This window comes from Streptomyces sp. NPDC001493 (assembly GCF_053597235.1).
Genome location: NZ_JBSFHV010000019.1, coordinates 38,761 through 58,500, shown reverse-complemented (window position 1 = coordinate 58,500; position 19,740 = coordinate 38,761). Strand labels below are relative to the sequence as shown.

The 19,740-nt window shown below is 68.2% G+C and carries 15 protein-coding genes and 1 pseudogene; 7 read left to right on the top strand and 9 right to left on the bottom strand.

What is annotated here, in order from left to right:
• Positions 1-76: 76 nt before the first annotated feature.
• Complete coding sequence (locus tag ACWCWD_RS25290) at positions 77-1,591, bottom strand: restriction endonuclease (RefSeq protein WP_450775896.1); 1,515 nt, start codon at positions 1,589-1,591, stop codon at positions 77-79.
• Positions 1,592-1,816: 225 nt separating this feature from the next.
• Positions 1,817-3,571, bottom strand: a pseudogene (locus ACWCWD_RS25285) (ATP-binding SpoIIE family protein phosphatase); the annotation flags it as partial.
• A 132-nt stretch (positions 3,572-3,703) separates the two neighbouring features.
• Here ACWCWD_RS25285 and ACWCWD_RS25280 point away from each other — a divergent pair.
• Complete coding sequence (locus tag ACWCWD_RS25280; RefSeq protein ID WP_450775894.1) at positions 3,704-3,856, top strand: hypothetical protein; 153 nt, start codon at positions 3,704-3,706, stop codon at positions 3,854-3,856.
• A 1,376-nt stretch (positions 3,857-5,232) separates the two neighbouring features.
• Here ACWCWD_RS25280 and ACWCWD_RS25275 read toward each other — a convergent pair.
• Entirely contained in the window at positions 5,233-6,225 is a 993-nt protein-coding gene (locus ACWCWD_RS25275) for a DUF3732 domain-containing protein (RefSeq protein WP_450775892.1), read from the bottom strand.
• Between the two features lie 540 nt (positions 6,226-6,765).
• On the opposite strand from ACWCWD_RS25275, the gene ACWCWD_RS25270 reads away from it, so the two are divergent.
• Positions 6,766-7,646 (top strand): IS5 family transposase gene (locus tag ACWCWD_RS25270; RefSeq protein ID WP_450776103.1). Its coding sequence is split into 2 segments (ribosomal slippage): positions 6,766-7,126 and positions 7,126-7,646, totalling 882 coding nucleotides; the frame shifts between segments, so codons are not numbered across the junction.
• Positions 7,647-7,665: 19 nt separating this feature from the next.
• On the opposite strand, the gene ACWCWD_RS25265 is transcribed toward ACWCWD_RS25270, so the two are convergent.
• A complete protein-coding gene (locus tag ACWCWD_RS25265) occupies positions 7,666-8,064 on the bottom strand; it encodes a RidA family protein (RefSeq protein ID WP_450775890.1) in 399 nt (132 codons plus the stop codon).
• A gap of 169 nt (positions 8,065-8,233) precedes the next feature.
• Here ACWCWD_RS25265 and ACWCWD_RS25260 point away from each other — a divergent pair, with 169 nt between their 5' ends.
• Complete coding sequence (locus tag ACWCWD_RS25260; RefSeq protein ID WP_450776101.1) at positions 8,234-9,097, top strand: SigB/SigF/SigG family RNA polymerase sigma factor; 864 nt, start codon at positions 8,234-8,236, stop codon at positions 9,095-9,097.
• 218 nt (positions 9,098-9,315) lie between these two features.
• On the opposite strand, the gene ACWCWD_RS25255 is transcribed toward ACWCWD_RS25260, so the two are convergent.
• On the bottom strand, positions 9,316-10,077 hold the full coding sequence (locus ACWCWD_RS25255; protein WP_450775888.1) for an isocitrate lyase/PEP mutase family protein: 762 nt from the start codon (positions 10,075-10,077) through the stop codon (positions 9,316-9,318).
• Between the two features lie 155 nt (positions 10,078-10,232).
• Here ACWCWD_RS25255 and ACWCWD_RS25250 point away from each other — a divergent pair, with 155 nt between their 5' ends.
• A complete protein-coding gene (locus tag ACWCWD_RS25250; protein ID WP_450775886.1) occupies positions 10,233-11,363 on the top strand; it encodes a glutathione-independent formaldehyde dehydrogenase in 1,131 nt (376 codons plus the stop codon).
• A 321-nt stretch (positions 11,364-11,684) separates the two neighbouring features.
• Here the strand turns inward: ACWCWD_RS25250 and tkt are convergent, their stop codons facing one another.
• Together tkt and ACWCWD_RS25240 are read right to left on the bottom strand one after the other, a co-directional pair.
• Positions 11,685-13,901: a transketolase gene (tkt, locus tag ACWCWD_RS25245; RefSeq protein WP_450775884.1), complete on the bottom strand. Its 2,217-nt coding sequence runs from the start codon at positions 13,899-13,901 to the stop codon at positions 11,685-11,687.
• Between the two features lie 97 nt (positions 13,902-13,998).
• Positions 13,999-14,520 carry a hypothetical protein gene (locus ACWCWD_RS25240; protein ID WP_450775882.1) on the bottom strand — a complete coding sequence of 174 codons (522 nt, stop codon included), beginning with the start codon at positions 14,518-14,520 and terminating at the stop codon, positions 13,999-14,001.
• Between the two features lie 642 nt (positions 14,521-15,162).
• Here ACWCWD_RS25240 and ACWCWD_RS25235 point away from each other — a divergent pair.
• Both ACWCWD_RS25235 and ACWCWD_RS25230 read left to right on the top strand, forming a co-directional pair.
• On the top strand, positions 15,163-15,339 hold the full coding sequence (locus ACWCWD_RS25235) for a hypothetical protein (protein ID WP_450775880.1): 177 nt from the start codon (positions 15,163-15,165) through the stop codon (positions 15,337-15,339).
• Positions 15,340-15,437: 98 nt separating this feature from the next.
• Positions 15,438-15,626 (top strand): hypothetical protein, encoded by a 189-nt coding sequence (locus ACWCWD_RS25230; protein ID WP_450775878.1) that lies wholly within the window; start codon positions 15,438-15,440, stop codon positions 15,624-15,626.
• 196 nt (positions 15,627-15,822) lie between these two features.
• On the opposite strand, the gene ACWCWD_RS25225 is transcribed toward ACWCWD_RS25230, so the two are convergent.
• Entirely contained in the window at positions 15,823-16,923 is a 1,101-nt protein-coding gene (locus ACWCWD_RS25225; protein WP_450775876.1) for a carboxylate-amine ligase, read from the bottom strand.
• A gap of 908 nt (positions 16,924-17,831) precedes the next feature.
• Here ACWCWD_RS25225 and ACWCWD_RS25220 point away from each other — a divergent pair.
• Positions 17,832-18,632 (top strand): SDR family NAD(P)-dependent oxidoreductase, encoded by an 801-nt coding sequence (locus ACWCWD_RS25220; protein WP_450775874.1) that lies wholly within the window; start codon positions 17,832-17,834, stop codon positions 18,630-18,632.
• Between the two features lie 83 nt (positions 18,633-18,715).
• Here ACWCWD_RS25220 and ACWCWD_RS25215 read toward each other — a convergent pair whose 3' ends face one another.
• Positions 18,716-19,354: a hypothetical protein gene (locus tag ACWCWD_RS25215; RefSeq protein ID WP_450775872.1), complete on the bottom strand. Its 639-nt coding sequence runs from the start codon at positions 19,352-19,354 to the stop codon at positions 18,716-18,718.
• Positions 19,355-19,740: the final 386 nt, after the last annotated feature.

Below are 19,740 nucleotides of genomic sequence, written 5' to 3'. Positions count from 1 at the left end.
GAACCAGCCTTCCGTGGCCAGTTCCTGTGAGTTGTAGGCGACGAGCCGTTGTCGGCCCTGATCACCCCTGCTCGCGTTAGCGCACGTCTCGGGTTTGCCAGTTAGGCGGGAGTTTAGGCAGACCGATGAGTGCATCAATGTCGAGGTGCTCCAGGAGCAGGGCCTTGAGATGACGTCCGTCGATGAGCTCGACCCGGTTGCGTGGAGCGAAGTCCCAGCTGGCTTTGCCGAACCACGCGGTGGTGACCACGATGCCTTTCGATGCGCCCTTGTCGTTCACAACTCCCGCTACCGAACGTACTGTTTCGGCGGATACGACGTTCTTGGTGCGTTTGGCTTGGATGATGCACAGTCCACCGATGAGCGGCTCCTCGTTGACTGCGACCGCGTCGATGCCGTCGTCCCGCGACGCCTGCGTCACCCAAGACTTCAGTCCGATCTTCTCGAACAGCCGCCGGATCAGGTGCTCGAAGTCAATCGGGTCCATCGCGACAAGGTCAGGTCGGCTGTCGAGGCCAGCGACAACGTCCCGCTCCGGGGCGATCTTGTAGCGGGACAGGTCGAAGGTGACAACGGGCCGTACCGGCTCAAGGTCATACGGGTGCTGGGAGACGATCGCGTTGAGATGATGAAGGCTAGCGACCGGATCGAGTTCCGACTCGTCCAGGACCAACTCAGCGAAGCTCTCCCGGCTGACCCGCACGCTGACCAGGCACGGCTCGATTGCCTTCCCGGTGGCCCGGTCCTTAGCACGTACCTTCCCGTTGAACGCGACTTGGTCCACCAGCGCCGGCGGAGCCACGGCGAAGGCCTCATCAATGGCCCGCAGCGCGAGCCGCGCCACCAGATCCCGATACAGACTCCGGCACTCGGCCTCCTTCCGCGGTTGGGGGACCACTGATGGGGGAGCGGACGCCCTGAACCGGTACTGCGTGACGGAAGGAACCACAGCCTGGCCCGGCAGGTCAGCCTCCACCACCAGCTCCCGCGATTCCGGGGCGAACGCCACCCGCCTTGCCCCGCCGAGCCCCTTCGCGTAGTCGACGGAGCCGAGCGCCTCCTCCACGCCGGCCGCGAACCCCTCAAGTTCACCCTGGCCGAAGGCTCGCTCCGCCGCTAACCGCAGCTGGTGCAGTCCACCAGGCCGCGAACGCAGAACCGAGGTGAGAACTCTCAGCCGCTCCTCCACCTCGGCTGTCCGTTCAGTAGCTTCCTGCCGCATCCTCTCGACGGCCTCCTGCTTCGCACGCCGATCGGCTGCAGCCTTCTCACGTACTTCGGCAAGCCGCTTCTGCTCCAACTCCTTAGCCCGCGCCGCATCCCGTTTCTCCAGATCCCGCACGATCTGCTCAGCTCTGCGCGAATCCGCACTCTGCTGCGCCTGCTTCTCCTTCTGGGCACGGGACCACGACTGCGCCGCCTCCCGCTCTCTTCGGGCGTCCTCCTTGGCCCTCGCAGCCGCGTCACGCTCTGCTGCCCGAGCCTGACGCGCCGCCTCCGCCTCAGCCCGCTTCGCTGCTGCAGCCTTGGCCTTCTGGCGCTGCTGGTACACCTGCAATACTTGCGCCGCCAACGACTTCCTGCGCGCCATCTACCGGCCCCCACTCCGTGTCAAAGCACAAGAACTGCCCACATACGAAGCCCTGCAATCCACCTATCGGTTCTATGGCCTGTCTCACTCGCAGCAATGGCTGCCATACCGGGTGGGGCGGGCGTTGTTCGTGGTCGGCGGTGGGCCAGGGACGGGACCACGATCTTGACGAGGTGGTTTCCCAGGCAGCTGGCTCTCCGCAGCGAAACGGTCGAAAAACCAGCCTCAGGAGGTGTGCATGCCAGATCCTTCTGCGGGCGACGAAACCATTTCGAACCAGACGACCTTGCCCGAGGACAGCCGTGTCGCTCCCCACCGGCGAGCCAGCCGGTTTACCAGTAACAGGCCAAATCCGGATCCTTCCTCGTCGATCTCTCGGGGATAGCGCTGTCTGGGCAACTGCGGTGAGTCGTCGCCGACCTCGCAGCGCAGGACGTGGGTCCGCAGCAGCCGCAGCGTCACCGGCCGCTCGGCGTACCGGACGGCGTTGGTGACCACCTCGCTGACCAGCAGCTCCACCTCGTACGAGATGTCGGCGTCCACGTCCCAGCGCTCCAGCGCACCCCGGGCCAGCTTGCGGGCCCGGCCGGGCGCCGAGTCCTGCGGGTCCAGGGACCAGTACGCGACATCGTTCGGCGCGATGCCGTCGAAGCGGGCCGCCAGCAGTGCGATGTCGTCGTCCCGGTCGCCGGGCCCGAGCATGTCGAGCACGTCGTCGCAGAGCGCCTCCAGCGGCGGCGAGTGGTCCGGACCGGTGAGCCGTCCGGTTGTGGCGAGCCGCTCCCGCAGCTGCTCGATGCCGGTCCACACGTCCCGCACCCGCGACTCCACCAGGCCGTCCGTGTACAGCAGCAGCGTGCCCCCGGCGGGCGCCTCCAGCTCCACCGCCTCGAAGTCGACCCCGCCCACCCCGATCGGGGCGTTGGGCGGCACGTCGAGCACCTCCGCACGGCCGCCGAGGTGCAGCAGCACGGGCGGCGGATGGCCGGCGCTGGCGACGGTGATGCGGTGCGCTACCGGGTCGTACACCGCGTAAAGGCAGGTCGCCATGCGGTTCTCGCCGAGCCGTTGCGCCTGCTCGTCGAGATGGTGCAGGACCTCCTGGGGCGGCAGGTCGAGGCCGGCGAGCGTCTGCGCGGTGGTGCGCAGTTGCCCCATGATCGCGGTGGAGGTCATCGAGTGGCCCATGACGTCGCCGACGACGAGCGCGACCCGGCTGCCGGGCAGCGGGATCGCGTCGTACCAGTCGCCGCCGATTCGGGCGGTCTCGCCTGCGGGGAGGTAGCGGGAGGCGAGCCGCACCCCGGTGGGCTGCGGAAGGGAGTCCGGCAGCATGGTGCGCTGGAGCTCGTCCGCGATGTACGCCTCGCGGCCGTAGAGGACGGCCTTGTCGATGCCGAGCGCGGTGTGAGTGGCGAGCTGCGCCGCTGCCAGCAGGTCGTTCGCCTCGAACGGGTTGCGGCCGGTGGTGCGCAGGAAGACAGCCGAGCCGATGACCCGCCGCCGGCCGCGCAGCGGGGCGAGGATAGCGCGGTGGCCGGTGGGCGCGGGGCGGCCGGTGCCCAGCAGTTCGAGCAGGGCCGCCCGGGCCGTCGCGTTGTCGCCGAAGACCGGGCGCACGCCGCGCAGCACCTCGCCGAGCGCGCCGCCGGTACGGACCTCGCAGAGTTCTGCGATGGGCGGTGGATCGGTCTCTAAAGCAATCACGGGCAATCGGGCTCCCACAGGGTTATGCGGGGACGGGTCCTCGTCGGCCAGCCGGAGCCGGTCGCTGCGGCGCAGCCGCAGCACGAACGGCTCGACCGGCCGCTCGTCGCCCACCGGCAGCGGATCGCGCAGGTAGATGAGGATCTCGTCGCAGAAGGTCGGCACGCTGGCCCGGCAGAGGCCGAGCACGATCTCGTCCAGATCAATACCGCGGGAGATGCGCCGCGTCGCCGCCCCGACAAACCGATGGAGGTCAGAGTTCCTTCGGATGGCCACCTCGGTTCCCACAGGTACGTCGCTCCTGCTGGGAGGGTTGTCCGTCGTTGTTCCGGACAACCCTCCGCCAGAAGCTGCCCACCTCTCGGCTTCAGACCAGCCAGAAGTTGTGTTCTCTTGCCTCAGCTCTTGGCCCTCAAGCGAGCCACGCCACCCCAGTTCGTCCGCGACCTCCTCCACGGCCTCGCGCTCCCGATCGAGTACGAAACGAGCGGTCTGGAGCGCCTCGTCTACTCGGTCGAGGGTGCTGTCTTCGTCAGACGGGCCATCGATCTTGGGTAGTTGCATACTGGTGGACGACTCGGACGAAGGGCTTGGACTGCCCGTGGTCCGCAGTTCCTGGATCTCAGCCTCCAAAACAAGGATCCGACGTGCCGCCAGGTCTGCGATAGCCTGCGCGCTTGCTCGCTCGGCCTCTGCTCGAGCGAGATGAAGCTGCAGCTCTTCTCTCTGCGTCGTGGCGCGGTCCAGTTGGTTAAGCAGGATTCCTGAGCTTTCGCTGACGAGTCGGTCTGGGGCTGAGGTCAGAGCGTCCAGACGACGGGAGAGACTTGAGATCTGGGCCTGTGCCTGCCCCAGAAGGTTGAAGAGGACGGTGGCAACCTGCAAAGACTGGTTACGGGCACGTTCACTGGTTTCGTAGGCCTTGCGTACCTGGTTCAGTTCCTCCAGGGCGTTGAGTGCTCGTTCCTGCGCCTGGAACACCTCGTGGACGGACACAACCGGTTCGCCATCGGGGGCGATCAGGGTGGGTCTCGTCTGAGCCACCTCCCACAGAGTCCGGGCAGGTTCCAGGCGGCGGGATGTCATTGATTGGGTTTCGTGGTGAAAACACATGTCCACCACCGCCTCGACCAAGTCCCATGTCAGCCCGTCGCCGGCGAGCTTGTCCCGCAGCTTCCTCAGTGGCGGAATCACCCCGTCGCGGAAGTGGTCTGAGACGAGCCGGACGTGTAACTCCGGCACGCTCAGACCTGCTTCGTCCAGCCACGATCGGATAATGCCGACAAGATCATTTATCTCGGTGCAGGAGCCCTTGGCTGCGGCCCACGGACGACCTGGCCGCTTCGCACCAGTCACGCTTGACCCTCCCCAGGGGATGTTGCGAACAACCCGGCGTTGTCAGCAGAACAACATCCAACCCACCTCTGTCCAGCTGCCGCAGGTGGAACATCAAATTACGCAACGTCAGGACACGTCCCAGACAGACAAACGTCCGGAAACAGCACCCACGAAGCCCCCGCACCTCTGGACCTCGTGGCTCTCGCTTGGCGCCGAACAGAAACGGAGCTCTCCATGCCCAGGAGTAACGACCTCAGCACCACGCCCGCCCTCCGCCGACGAGTTCGTGAGGCAGGACGCTGGCTTGCTCGCCGACGTCACGCTCTGCTTTCTAGCGCTCTGCGCGGTGCTTCCTACGCCACTGGAGCTGGACTCGTCGGCCTCGGCTTCTGGTGGGTCCAGCAGTACTTGTAAAGCGAACGCCGGGTGCAGGGATGAACGTCCGGGCGAAGATGCTCGGTTACCACCAGACAACACGCAAATGCCTGATTTGGGTGCGCCGTCGACGTCACCTGGGAACGGGCTCGGGCCGCCGCCCTGGCCACCGCAGACGCCGAGGACGATCTTCGGAGAGGACAAGCGCGAGGCCGACCGGCCTACGGGGTGGGATGGTCGTCGAGCCAAGTGGTGGGGATGAGCTTTTCGCCGTTGCGCCAGTTGTAGCGAACGGAGGCCTGGTACCAGTCGTAGGGCAGGTCTGCGTGGTCGCTCACGATCATCTGGAATTTTGGGGAAAGTTCCCGGACGACCTGGTGCATCAGTTCGAAAAGGCGCGTAACGGTCACTCGATCCTCGTCCAGGGCGAGGTCTTCCAGTCGCCCGTGCTGTTTGGCCATGTCGGAGGGGTAGTAGGGCTGAGTCGGCTGGTCGAGCATCAGGAAGCGGGGCACGGGGCGCCTGTTGTCGACGAAGTACTGGTGGAGCGCGAGGTGGGCGGCCACGTGGTAGCCGACGTGGTTCTTGCCGCTGCCGATGCGGAGCAGTTCGGTGATGCCCTGGAGAGTGTCGGCGACGACGGTGAGCCTCTTGACGTCCAGGCGGACCAAACGGTCCCCGTGTTCGAGTCTCAGTGTTCGAGCGTGGCTGGTCATCTTGCCGCTCAGGTAGCTGAGACTGTGGGTGAGCTTGTCGCCGATCGCCTCGGTGTCGAGCTGCTCTTCGAGGCCCTGGACGAGCCGCTGGGAGACGGCGACGTCCGACTCCAGGCGCTGGAGGCGTCCACCGTCAGAGACGGTGGCGATCTGCCCCAGGTAGGCGCTGATCCTGCCGCGGGTGTAGGCCTGTGCTTCGGCTTGGCCGAGGAGTCCGGCGTGCTGGTTGCGCTGTTCGGCGATGATGCTGAGGGCGCCTTCGATGCCGCGGAGCTGCTCGCGCAGGCGCGTCGCCGCCTGTTCGATCTCGCGCAGGGCCTGCTCGCGGCGGGGCTGGACGGTGCGGACGCTTTCGAGCTGCCCTCGGAGGTCCGCGAGGGTGGTGTGCATTTCGGCGACGGTGGGATCGGGCTCGGCGAGCTCGTTTCCGCACAGAGGGCAGCTGTGTTCGCCGGGGAAGCTGTCGGGTACGAGGTTGAGCGCCGACAGACGTGACATGCCGCGGGCAACGGCACCGGTGTAGCCGGCAGCCTGTGTCTCCAGATCGCTCAGGAGTTGGCGTTCCTCCGCGAGGGAGCGCAGCTGTCGCCGGAGAGCCGCTGACTGCTCGTTGAGCAGGAGCTCCTGTCGCCGCTGTTCCTCGTCCGCGTTTTCCGTCGTGGGCCGGAAGGAAGCAGCCCGCTGCAGCGCCTCGATGACGGCGGCTCTGTCGGCTCCGCAGGGTGGTCGTGCGCTCCGCGGGCTGCGGGTCGTCGGTAGCGTTTGTCGAAGGCTCCGGCTGCGCCCCGCCATGCGCCGACCCTCACGAAGTACGGCTTTGCCTGGTTAAGGTGCCCGGCGTGGTTGCCGCCGGGTGGGCCCGTCACGGATCCGCTGCGGTGGCCGTCGGGGGCATCCGGGGCGATCTCTGGCATCCATGGCTCTCCTGGTGATCCGTCATGTCCGGTTCGCTGTATGCCTGCGGTCAGTTCTCCGCGGAGGACTAGGTGGTGTCCGGCGGATCATGTGACCTTCCGATCGGTCGCTCGTTGGTCGGGTATGGGTCGGGGGGATCTCACGAATCACGAGTGGTCACTTCTGGAGCCGCATCTCCCGCCGCGGGGTCGTCGCGGTGGCCGGTGGAGTAATCACCGCTTGGTGGTGAGCGGGATTCTGTTCCGGGTCCGGACCGGGGTGCCGTGGCGTGATCTGCCAAAACGCTACGGGTCCTGGAAGACCGTCTATGAGCGGCATCGCCGCTGGTCGGCGGACGGGACCTGGGACCGGATCCTGCAGGCGGTCCAGGCTGACGCCGATCTCGCCGGCCGCGTCGACTGGTCGATGGTCGGGGTTGACTCGACGTCCTGCCGTGCCCACCAGCACGCGGCAGGCGCCCGCAAGGCCAGCCCGCGGGTCCCGAAAAAAGGATTACGCCCCGGCACCACCGACCCGATGAAGGACTCGGACGGTCCCGGGGCGGACTGACCTGCAAGATCCACCTTGCCGGTGAGGGCGGCTGTCGCCCTTTAACCTTTCTGGTTACGCCGGGCCAGTGGGGCGACGCACCACAGATGATCGAGGTCTTGGACCGGATCCGCGTGCCCCGCCCGCTGGGCGGGCGACCCCGGACCCGGCCCGGTCACGTCAGCGGCGACAAGGCCTACAGTTCTCGCCGCAACCGGCGCTACCTGCGACGACGTCAGATCAAGCACACGATCCCGGAGCCGAGGGATCAGCGGGCCAACCGCCGGCGCAGAGGCAGCGCGGGCGGCCGGCCTGCCGGGTTCGATCAGGAGCATTACCGGCGTCGCAACGAAGTCGAGCGGACCATCAACCGGCTCAAGAACTCTCGGGCGGTCGCCACCCGTTACGACAAGCGGGCCTACGTCTTTTACGGCACGGTCACCGCAGCGGCGATTCGCCTGTGGCTCCGACCATGATCTGCCGGACAGTGCCTCATCAATACCCGGCGCTCGGTGTCGCGGCCAATGCGTCCACCTCGACCCGGAAGTCCGGGTGAACCAGCCCAGCAACCCTCACCAAGGAGCACGCGGGCGGGTTCTCTGCGTCCTGAAGCTCGTCGCGCACTTTGCGGAACGCGCCCAAATCGTTCAGATCGGTCAGGTAAACCGTCAGTTTAACTATGTGTTCCAGGCCAGAGCCCGCTGCCTTCAAGGCAGTAGTCAGATTCGCGTAAACCTGCCGGACCTGCGCCTCTGCGTCCCCTTTACCAACCAGGTTCCCGTCGCCGTCCACAGGAACCTGACCCGAGACGGCAACCATCGCTCCGGTGAACGCGACCGCGTGACTGTATCCGTTGACAGGTGGTGAACCCTTGGGACGTATGAAGTGCTCCATGGCGCGATCATGCCACGCCCGGTAGCCGGCATCTGTAGAGCACTACCCATGATCCGCCGGACAGTGCCTAACCGTCCGGACCGGGGGCAAGGGGAAGGCGGACGGGGTAGCGCGCGAGGAAGGCAGATCCATGACAGTTTCGCCAGTGAGCACCACCACGCCGTCCGACATGATGACCGAGCCTGAGGCTACGAGCGGGGCGCGGACTTACGCCGGGGCGCAGGACCTTCCGTGGGTCGAAGATGCCGGGAAGGTTGCGCCGAAGGACGCGAGGGCCCTGTCGAAGCTGTTCTTCGACCGTCTCCAGACCCTGGAGGAGGGGACCCGCGAGTACCAGTACGCGCGCAACACGCTGATCGAGATGAACCTGTCGCTGGTCCGTTTCGCGGCGCAGCGGTACCGCAACCGCGGGGACGGTGACCTGCAGGACATCATCCAGGTCGGCACGATCGGCCTGATCAAGGCGATCGACCGCTTCGACCTCTCCCGCGAGGTCGAGTTCACCACCTTCGCCATCCCCTACATCGTCGGGGAGATCAAGCGGTTCTTCCGCGACACCACCTGGGCCGTCCACGTCCCGCGCCGGCTCCAGGAACTGCGCGTCGAGCTCGCGAAGGCCAAGGAACACCTCGCCACCGCACTCGACCGCGACCCCACTGTCAAGGAACTCGCCGCGCACCTCAAGCTCGAAGAGGACGAGGTGATCGAAGGCCTGGTCGCCGCCAGCGGCTACACCGCTGGCTCCCTCGAACTGCCCGCCGACGACGGGGACAGCGGCAAGGGACAGCGCAGCTACGCCGACGTGATCGGTGAGCACGATCCCGGGATGGAGATGGTCGAGAACCTGCACGCTCTCGCTCCTCTCCTGACGCAGCTCGACGACCGCGAGCGCCTCATCGTCCAGATGCGCTTCGGCGCGGAAATGACGCAGGCGCAGATCGGCGCCGAACTCGGCGTTTCCCAGATGCAGGTCTCCCGCCTGCTCAGCCGTATCGTCGCCAAGCTCCGCACCGGCATGAGCATTGACGCCTGAGCACCGCCGCCCCACACCGCGACGACCGTCACCAGAGGGATTCGCCGTCGGCACCGCTCCGTCACAGCAGCTCAAGAGCGCGCCGCCGTGCCCGTCCTGAACCGCACGGCCGCCGATGACGGCCCAGTAGCGAGGACGTGGCCGGCGGGGCGCGGCCGTACGTGGCGTGGGCGCCGCTGTCTCCAGGTGACGCCCACGACGGCGGGGTTGTCCGTCGGTCAGGGCGCCCACGGGCCGAGCATGCTCTTCATCGCGTCGGTCATCGCGAACTGCAGCAGCGGACCGTAGGTGATCCGGCCGACACCGAGGCGCCGGAAACGCTCGAGATCGTGCTTGACGGGATGAGCCGTGGAATTCACCGGGACGGCGACAGCGCTGGTCACCGCGGCGAGCAGATCGTCGTCGTCCTGAATGCGTACTGGGTAGACGCTGTCGGCGCCGGCCTGCTCCAGGGCACGCAGTCGCTCGATGGCCTCATCGAGGACGTCGGCGGGGTTGGCCGCGTGCAGGAAGAGGTCCGTGCGCCCGTTGATCCAGACCGGGATGCCGGCGTGGTCGGCCGCTGCGCGCAGGCCGCCGATGTAGCGCGCGTGCTCCTGCGTGCTGCGTACGCGGCCCCTCTCGGAGTGGACGGTGTCCTCGACGTTCAGGCCGACTCCGCCGGCTTCGATGAGACCGGCGACGAGGTCTGCGGGGTCTTGCCCGTAGCCTGCTTCCAGATCGACGGAGACGGGCACGTCGACCGCCGCGATGATCGGTCGGACCGCGGCGAGTACTTCCTCGAAGGTCTGGCCTTCCTGGTCGTCGGCGCCCTGGGAGTCCGCGAGGGGGTGACTGCCGATGGTCAGCGCGGGAAAACCGGCGGCGACGGCTGTACGCGCGGACCAGACGTCCCACACGGTGGGCAGCACGAGCGGTTTGCGCTCCGCGTGCAGCTGCTGGAGGCGTTGAGCGCGTTCGATTGCGGTGCGAAGGTTCATGATCGGCACGCTACCGCCGGGCCGTGTTCGGCTGCGGTACGGCGGGCGGTTCTGCGTGACCGGCGTTCGGCGCGCATGGTGGACGGAGGTATCCGTTTGCGCGCCCGCGGGCTGCACCGGCCGGTGGGTGCCCCTGCCGGAAGGCGGTGAGCTGCGTGAAAGCGCTGGTCTACCAGGGTCCCAGGGATGTTGCAGTGGTCGACGTCCCTGATGCCAAAATCGAACGTCCTACCGACGTGGTCGTCAAGATCACCTCCACCAACATCTGCGGGTCCGACCTTCACATGTACGAGGGGCGCACCACGATGGAGACCGGCCGGACGCTCGGCCACGAGAACCTCGGCGAGGTCGTCGAGATCGGCGGCGGCGTGGACCGGGTGAAAGTCGGCGACCGGGTCTGCCTCCCGTTCAACGTCGGCTGCGGATTCTGCGCGAACTGCGAGCGAGGCTTCACCGGCTTCTGCCTCTCCGTCGATTCCGACACACCCGGAGGGGCCTACGGCTTCGCCGCCATGGGCACCTACGCCGGCGGCCAGGCCGAGTATCTGCGGGTGCCCTGGGCCGACTTCAACTGCCTCGTCCTGCCGGAGGACGCGGGGGAGAAGGAGAACGACTACGTCATGCTCGCGGACATCTTCCCCACGGGCTACCACGCCACCGAACTCGCCGGCGTCTCGCCGGGCGAGTCCGTGGTCGTTTACGGCGGCGGGCCGGTGGGGCTGATGGCCGCGTACTCCGCCCGCTTGCGCGGGGCGAGCCAGATTCTGCTCGTCGACCGCCAGAGCGACCGGCTGCGGCTGGCCGAGCAGGCCGGCGCCACTGCCGTCGACGACTCCCGCGGCGACCATGTCGAGCAGGTCCTCGACCTCACCGACGGCGGCGCCGACAAGGGCTGTGAATGCGTCGGCTACCAAGCCCACGACCCGCAGGGCGAAGAACACCCCGAAGTCACCATGAACGACCTTGTCGCCTCGGTGAAAGCGACTGGCGCCATCGGCGTCGTCGGCGTCTTCCTTCCCCAGGATGACGGCGCCCCGACCGACCTGACCCGTCAGGGGAAACTCCCCTTCGAATTCGGGCAGTTCTGGTTCAAGGGGCAACGGATCGGCACCGGCCAGGCCAACGTGAAGGCATACAACCGCCACCTCGGAAACCTCATCCACCACGACCGGGCCAAGCCGTCCTTCCTCGTCTCGCACGAACTGCCCCTGGCCGAAGCAGCCGACGCCTACCGCCACTTCGACGACCGCGATCCCGGATGGACCAAGGTCATCCTCAAGCCCTGACACCGACCCGCGCGCCGCCCGCTCGTAGAGGCGCCTTACGGCAGGCCGACGAGCATGGGGGCGAAGGGCCCATCGGGGCTCCAGTACGGGAAGCCGCCCCCGGGTGGGGCCCCGCCGCTCCTTTGCGTTCAACTGCCCCGGCGCCGCGGGGAGGTGTCCGCCCGGCCGGCGGTCCTCGGTTTCGCCGTCGCCGCCCGCGCGTCCGCAGGGAGGATCGGTGTGATCGCCGTTTTCTGGCACCCTGCTGGGGGACGAGCGCTGAGGTGATGCCAGATTGGGCGTGATCGCTCCCTGCTCGTGGAAGGGGCAGCGGCCGGCTGGTCAGGGGCGGTCGCCGGTGCCGCTGCTGGTGGGGGCGGAGGTGTGCTGGTGTCCTCCGGGGCGGGGTGCTCGCTGGGTGTCGCGGATACTGTCGCGGGCGGCTGCGGCGACCGCTTCCGGGGTGATGCCGAATTCGGTGTAGAGACGCTGGTAGTCGGCGGAGGCGCCGTAGTGCTCCAGGCTGACGATGCGCCCCGCGTCGCCGACCAGGTCGCGCCATCCCTGCCCGACGGCGGCTTCGACGCTGACCCGGGCCCGGACGTTCGTGGGCAGTACCTGGTCCTGGTACTCCTGAGGCTGGGCGACGAACCACTCCCTGCACGGCATGGACACCACCCGCACCGCGAGACCGTCCGCGGCGAGCAGGTCGCGGGCGTCCAAGGCGATGTGGACCTCGGAGCCGGTTGCGATCAGGATGACATCCGGTGTCGCGTCGCCCGCCGCATCGGCCAGGACGTATCCGCCGCGGCCCGCTCCGCCCGCAGGGGCGTACCGGCCGCCGTCGCGGTCCAGGACTGGCAGGTTCTGCCGGGACAGGATCAGCCCGGCGGGGCGGTCACCGTGCTCCAGGATGGTGCGCCAGCAGGCGGTGGTCTCGTTGGCGTCGGCGGGACGGACGACATCGAGGCCGGGGATGGCCCGTAGCGCCGCCAGGTGCTCGACGGGCTGGTGGGTGGGGCCGTCCTCGCCCAGGCCGATGGAGTCGTGGGTCCAGATGTAGGTGGCGGGCAGTTTCATCAGCGCGGCCAGACGGACAGCGGGGCGCATGTAGTCGGAGAATGTCAGGAACGTGCCGCCGTAGGGCCGGGTGAGGCTCTGCAGGGCGATGCCGTTGAGGATCGAGCCCATGGCGTGCTCGCGAATCCCGAAGTGCAGGGTCCGGCCGTACGGGCCGCCCTTCCAGTTCGCGGTCTGCCGGTCGACCGGTACGAAGGACGGCTCGCCGTCCATGGTGGTGTTGTTGCTGCCGGCCAGGTCGGCCGAGCCGCCCCACAGCTCCGGCAGCACCGGTGCCAGCGCGCTGAGGACCGCGCCCGATGCGGCACGGGTGGCCATACCCTTCTCACTGTCCGCCGGGAAGGACGGCAGCACGTCGCTCCACCCGCCGGGCAGTTCCTGCCTTTGCAGACGGTCCAGCAGTTCGGCCCGGTCCGGGTGGCTTTCCTGCCAGGCGGCGAACGTCTCGTTCCACCGCGCGTGCGCTTCGCGACCGCGGTCGGCGGCTTCCCGGGTACGGGCCAGCACCGCGTTCTCGACGGTGAAGTGCGCATCAGGGTCGAAGCCCAGCACCCGCTTGGTGGCGGCGACTTCGTCCTCGCCCAGAGCGGCTCCGTGTGCCTTCCCGGAGTTCTGCTTGTTCGGGGCAGGCCAGCCGATCAGCGTGCGCAGCATGATCAGGGAAGGGCGGCCGGTCTCCTCCCGCGCCGCGCGAGTCGCCGCCAGGAGCGCGTCGACGTCCTCGACGTAGCTACCGCTGTGTGTCCAGTCGACGGTCTGCACATGCCAGCCGTACGCGGCGAAACGTGCGGGGACGTCCTCGCTGAAGGAGACGTCGGTGTCGTCCTCGATCGAGATGTGGTTGGAGTCGTAGAACACCGTCAGGTCACCGAGTTCCTGATGCCCGGCCAGGGACGCGGCCTCGGAGGCGACGCCCTCCATCAGATCACCATCGGAGGCGATCACATAGACGTGGTGGTCGAAGGGGCTGGTGCCCGGCGCCGCGTCAGGGTCGAGGATGCCGCGTTCGCGGCGGGCGGCCATGGCCATGCCGACCGCACTGGCCAGGCCCTGCCCCAGAGGGCCGGTGGTGATTTCCACTCCGCGGGTGTGCCGGTACTCCGGGTGCCCCGGCGTCGCCGAACCCCAGGTCCGGTACGCCTCCAGATCCGACAGCTCCAGTCCGTAGCCGGCCAGGTAGAGCTGAATGTACAGCGTCAGACTGGAATGGCCACAGGACAGCACGAACCGGTCCCGGCCCAGCCACTGGTCATCGGCCGGATCGTGCCGCATGACGTTCTGGAACAGCAGGTACGCCAACGGGGCCAGGCTCATCGCCGTTCCCGGGTGACCGTTGCCCACCCGCTGCACCGCGTCGGCCGCCAACAGACGCACGGTGTCCACCGCGCGCACATCCACCTCGTCCCAGCCCACGCTCTGCGCGACCGGTGATTCCACGGACCTGTCGCCCCACGCCGTCTTGGACTGCTCGTTCGTCATGCGTTCGCTCCTTCGTCGAGCAGGGCGGCTGTGGTGCCACCCTGCGTTTCACGCTGACTGCGGCAAGGGGCCGACTGCGGGCTCCGGCTGCGGCGGTTCACCGAGTTTCGGCACGTCGCGAATCCAGCGTTCGTGCGGCAGTCGCGGCACGCAATTTCTCCAGTGCGGCGCTCTGCGCCTCGGCGCGTTCCAACAGCGTGTCCAGCCTCCCTGCGGAAAGCCGCTGGTCGGACTCCGCCAACGCGCGCAAGGTGCGCCAGCAGGCTGCCTTGCCCAGGACGCCCAGCAGCATCGACTCCGCTTCCAGGACGTCGCTCAGCGGGGAGCGGGAGAGCAGATGCGCGTTGGGCTTGAGGCGGCCCGCCTTTTCCGCGACCCATCCCAGGGCCGCCTTGGAACTGCTGACGGAGATGCCCAGCTCGTTCATGATCTTGCCCAGATCGTCCCGGTCCTCTTCGATCTGCCGGGTCAGGTCGGCCAGCACCGCCGCCCCCCGCCCGTCCGAGCGCGCCTTCGCGGCACGCCGGAACAGCTCCACGCCGCCCGTCGCCCCGGCGTAGTGGTCGTTGAGGTAGACCCCCAACAGGTCGGTGCTTTCGGACGCGTCAGGAGCAGACATGCGCGGACCTCCAGTAGCCAGGGCGTCCCGCCGCCCGCCGGAGGGCAGCCCCACCTGGGGGCGGACGGAACCGTAGCAGTACCCGCCTCCCCGCTTTCCCCTCCCTCATACGCATCGGAGCGCCGCCATCCCCCGGATGACCGAGTGGACGTGTGGGCGAGCGAAGTCGGCCGACAGCTCCCGAACTCGGGCCGGCCCGGGCAGAGCACGAATAGGCCGAACGAGGGCGCTGCTCCGGGCGGTGCACCGGGCGGACCCGGGTGCCCGCATCCGTCTGCCCCGATTTGAGGGGGCGGCTCAGGGCGTGACGCCAGCGTCGCGCGCCGCCACAGGAAGCGCCCCCCCTGGGACGCGGCTGGTGAACCGGCCCCGTATCGCGGGCTCGCTGTGCCGAACCCATTCCAGTAAGTTGCGGCGGCTGGGAGGCGCGTCCAGTCCTTTCGGACGGAACGTGGAGCTCGTGCGGAGGGTGTCGGTCCAGTCAGCGTGTGATCGGAAGGTTGCTAAGGATCATGATCTGCGTGGTCGGCGTACCGGATTAATGGGGTCTCGGCTGGTGAAGAGGCTGCAGGCCGACGGACACGAGGTCACGGCCCAGGACCGATCCCCCGGTTGCGACCTGCTCACCGGGATGGTGTGCCCGTGGCGGTGGAGTCGGCAGCCGTGGTGGTCAATGCCACAGGCCCTCCGGCCTTCGACGCCAGCTCCAGCTCGTTCTTCCGCGCTACCACGGACAACCTGCCGGCCGCTGCAGGGGGCGTCGAGTATGCCGTCGTTCTGTCGATCGTCGGCATCGACCGTGTCGCCGACGTGCCGTAGTACCAGGCCAAGGTGGTCCAGGAAGAACGGTTCAAGGCAGGCACGGTCCCCTTCCCCGTCGTCCGGCCACGCAGTTCGTGGAACTCGTTGACAACATCATGTCTTGGACGACGGACGACAACATCGTGCGCCTTCCGAGCACGCGGCTCCAGCCGATCGCGGCCGACGACGCCCTCGCCGATGCCGCCACGGGCAAGCTGCTGGGCGGCACCTTGAATGTGTCCGGCCGCGGCGGCTTCCCGCTGGGCGAACTCGGGCGCCTAACCCTGCGGGCCCCAGCCCGATGACGGCCGTGTCGTGGTCACCGACGAATCCGCCGGGCTCTGCGCCGCTGTACGGAGAGACGCGGTCACCGCTCCCGACGGCTCGCGCCTGGGGCCACCCCCTACCAGAACTGGCTCGCGCGAGCCCGCGGGGGGACAGCGATAGCGCTTTGCGCCGCCGAGCCCGGGGCGCTGGCGGGATCGGGCTCCCGCAGGGACATCAGTCGGCCGTGGTCTGCGCGGTGATCATTTGGGTGACCCCCTGGAGGCCGCCCTCGCCGAGGGCGTGCCGTTGCCGGTCAGCGGGCGTGCCCTGCTGGAGGAGTCGGTGCACCAGCGCGGTGAGTTGGCGGGTGTCGCCGGTGGTGTCGAGTGAGGGGGAGATGTGTTCCATGAGGCGTGCAATGGCATCTCCGGCGCTGACGCGCTCCCCGGTACCCAGGATCAGATGCCCGCTGAGGCCGTGGCGTGCCGCCTGCCACGTCGCGGCGCGCTGGACCTCGGGGAGAAGGTGCGGCTCGGGCATGCCCGCTTCGGCCTCCTGGAGGGCGGTGGTGACCAGGGCGCGGACGATGCCGGCGCACATGGTCGCCTCGTCCGCCCGCAGCTGGACATCGAAGCACCGTACCTCGACGGTCGGGTAGCGCCTTGAGAGCCGTGCGTGCCAGTAGATCTGGCCGGTGTCACGGATGATGCCACTGTGCTTCAGGGTCTCGACACGCCTGGCTTCGTCCGCGGCGTCGATGAACGTCGGAGGCGGACCGCTGACGGGCCAGCGGTCGAACATCACCGTCCGCCAGCTGGCGAACCCCGTGTCCCGACCGTCCCACAATGGTGAGTTCGCGGACATGGCGATCAGGACGGGGAGCCAGCTCCGCAGACGGTTGAGGACGCTCACGCCGGCCTCCCGGCTGGGCACGGAGGCGTGTACGTGCATGCCGTTGATCAACTGCTCAGCCACCAGCTGGGGCGCCTGCGCCCACAGGGCACGGTAGCGGGCTCTTTCGGTCACCGGGGTCGAGGCGAACCCGTTGGCGGGCGGAGTACCGCAGGCCGCGAGCCGGCACCCGTTGGCCTCCGCGGCCGCACCGACGGCCAAGCGCAATCGCAGCAGGTGGCCCCCGACTTCCTCCAGTCGCTCACACACGGGAGTGGCGACCTCCACTTGAGCCGCGAGCAGTTCGGGCTGCACCTCGTCCTCGCCGAGCATCGGCTCCAGCCCGGCCGTGGCCCGCACCTGCTCACTCAGCGGCGCCGGCAACCCGGTTACCGCGTCGAGCAAGACGTACTCCTCTTCGACTCCCAGCGTGACCAGATCCATGCGACCAGTGTCAATGCCGCCCCGTGATATCGGACCGCGCCACGACGCGAGAGCCGGGAGCGCGGCGGCGAAGGCCACCTTCCAGCGACTGCACCGTTCGGCCCGAGGCACGAGTGCCGCGACAGGTCAGGTTCCAGCCCTCGCCCTCGAGGTCGACCTCAGTACCGCCGCTTGGTGGTGCTGTTCCTGGGCAAAAGCTCACCGCGGACACCGTCACGAGCATGATGATCATGCTGGTGGCCATGGCCGCCCTCGCCGAGTCTCGACTACAGGCCAAGCCCAAGATGCAGTGGAGCGGGCCGTGGTGGTCAGGAGACGCCGTCGTCCTTCCTGGCGACATCCAAGCAAGCCCCAGCAGCCGCTGCCGGGACCTCGACGGCCGGCAACGACCTGTCCCGCAGCGGCACCGGCACCTCCGTCGCGACCCGTGACGCGACCTCCTGCGACGCAGCGGTCCGCCCAGTGCGATCGCGACGCCTTCGCCGGGGCAGGAGGATGCAGTCATGGTCGGCAACGTAGATCTCACCCCGCCTCTGCGCTGCGGCGCCCCACCCCGAGCCGCCCGGCCTCCCGGACGCGGCGCCCACCGCAGCGCGCCCGGCCCGCGCCGCAAAGAGTTCGACCAGCTCGCCGCGGTGAGAGCACCGACCGACGCCACTGACACGTCCGTGATGGACGGGGAGCGGACCGCGGCCGAGATGGCCGTAGAGCTGCTCGTCGGCGAGCTGGCCAGCGGTTGTCCTCGCCCGGCAAGGATGAGCGATCCTCTGCCCCACCTGCCCGCCCACCACGGCGCCTTTCCAGCTAGACATGGCGGCTGATGACCGACCGCAACACCCCGCCGCGACCGGAACCCCTCGTACGGACAACGACACCCATAGTCCCAACTTCGACGACAGGAGCAGCCTGTGAGCGCCCATTCCATCCGGCCATTGGCCCTGGTCACCGGTGCCTCCAACGGCATCGGCTACGAGATCGCCCACCTGTGCGCGGTCAACGGGTTCGACCTCGTCGCCACGGGCCGCAGCGAGAAGATCGACGAGGCGGCTGAACAGTTCACCCGGGACGGCGCCCACGTCACCCCCGTACCGGCCGACCTCGCCGAGGCGAGTGGGGTCGAGACGGTGTGGCGGGCCGTGGAGAGGACCGGCCGCCCCCTGGCCGCAGCAGTACTCAACGCCGGACGCAGTATCGGAGGCGCGTTCCTCGACACCGATCTGGACGACGAACTCTCCCTGATCTCCCTGAACGTCACCTCCGTGGTACACCTCGCCAAGCACGTGGCCCGGCAGATGGCCGCCAACGGTGACGGGAAGATCCTCATCACCTCGTCCCTGTCCGCGACACTGCCCACGCCGTACGAGACCGTGTACGGGCCCTCCCGCGCCTTTACCCGCATGTTCGCCCTCGGACTGCGCGAAGAATTCAAAGAACACGATCTCACCGTCACCTGCCTCATGCCCGGCGCCACCGACAGCGACTTCCACGCCCGCGCCGGCATGAACAACACCGCCTTCGGCACCGGCGCGAAGAAGAACAGCCGCAAGCAGGTGGCCCGCCAGGGCTTCATCGCCATGATGGAATGCCGCGCCGAGATCGTCGGCGGCGACACCGCCACCAAACGCACCGCCATCGAACACCGCTTCCTGCCCGAGACCTACAAGGCCGCCCGCCACGCCACCCAGGCAAAACCCCGCCCCCAGCAATGAGCACTACCGGCCCCCCATCACCCGCTGCGGGCCCGACCTGTCGGGCCGACGTCGGGAGTCCCGAAGTGCTGGGTTCCGCGTGGTCAGTGCAGGACGCTGACGGCGCGTGCGATGACGAGCAGTGACGTGGTGAGTGCCGCGATGCTCTCGACGCTCATCAGCAGTTTGGCGCGGCTGGAGAGCGGCATGGTGTCGGTGGGACTGAAGGCGGTGGAGTTGGTCACGGAGATGTAGAGGTAGTCCACGAGAGTGGGTACCCAGTCCGAGGTGCCGCTCGCGCCATCGGCGACCTCCTGGATCGCGTCGTCGTTCTCGTCCTGGGAGAACCGGAAGTCCGCCAGGGGCAGTTCGTCCCGGGGCGCCTGGGTCCGGGTGACGGGGCCACCGCGGTCCAGTTCCCAGAAGGCCAGCCCGAACACGATGATGTTCGTCAGCCACACCTGCAGGGCCGCTGTGAGCAGCGCGGGCCCGTCCTTCACTCCGGCGTGGATCAGTTCGTGGACGAGGATGCCGAGGGCGATCATGTTGCTCGCCGCGATCATGAGTACGAGGGTCAGGGACAGCACGCGGAACGTCCGGGTCTGGCGGGTCAGACGCCGGGGGTTGATCGCCACCAGGGGAACGAGAAGCAACAGTTCCAGACCGGGCAGTACGAACCGGGGGGCGACCAGCAACTGCTGCGGGAGAGCCAAGTAGAGGACGATCGCCGCCAGGGTCGCCATGACCGCAGGCAGCCGCGCTTCACCCCGCCGCTCATGACGCGGATGCCTGAACCTTGTCTCTGCCCGGCTCCTCGCCATGCGCTCCTCCATCCGCCGGGACTGCTCTGTGATCGGTTCTCCTACCCCGATCCAGGCAACCGCGCCCGCTGCGAGAGTGCTGGCACTCTGCGCCGTCCCAGCCTTCTCGACGAGGCTGCTCCAGTTGGCGCCCCGCGTCCACTTCGACGAGCGGACCCGAGCTGTGCGTCCACAAGAGCATGGTGGAGATCACGGTCTGGGACACCCCCCACTCTGCCCACCTCCCCGGCCTTCGGGCCTCGGCGAAATCGGTCACCCGAGGTCGGCATGGTGGACATCGTCAACGCCCTTGCCGGCAACTTCGCTTG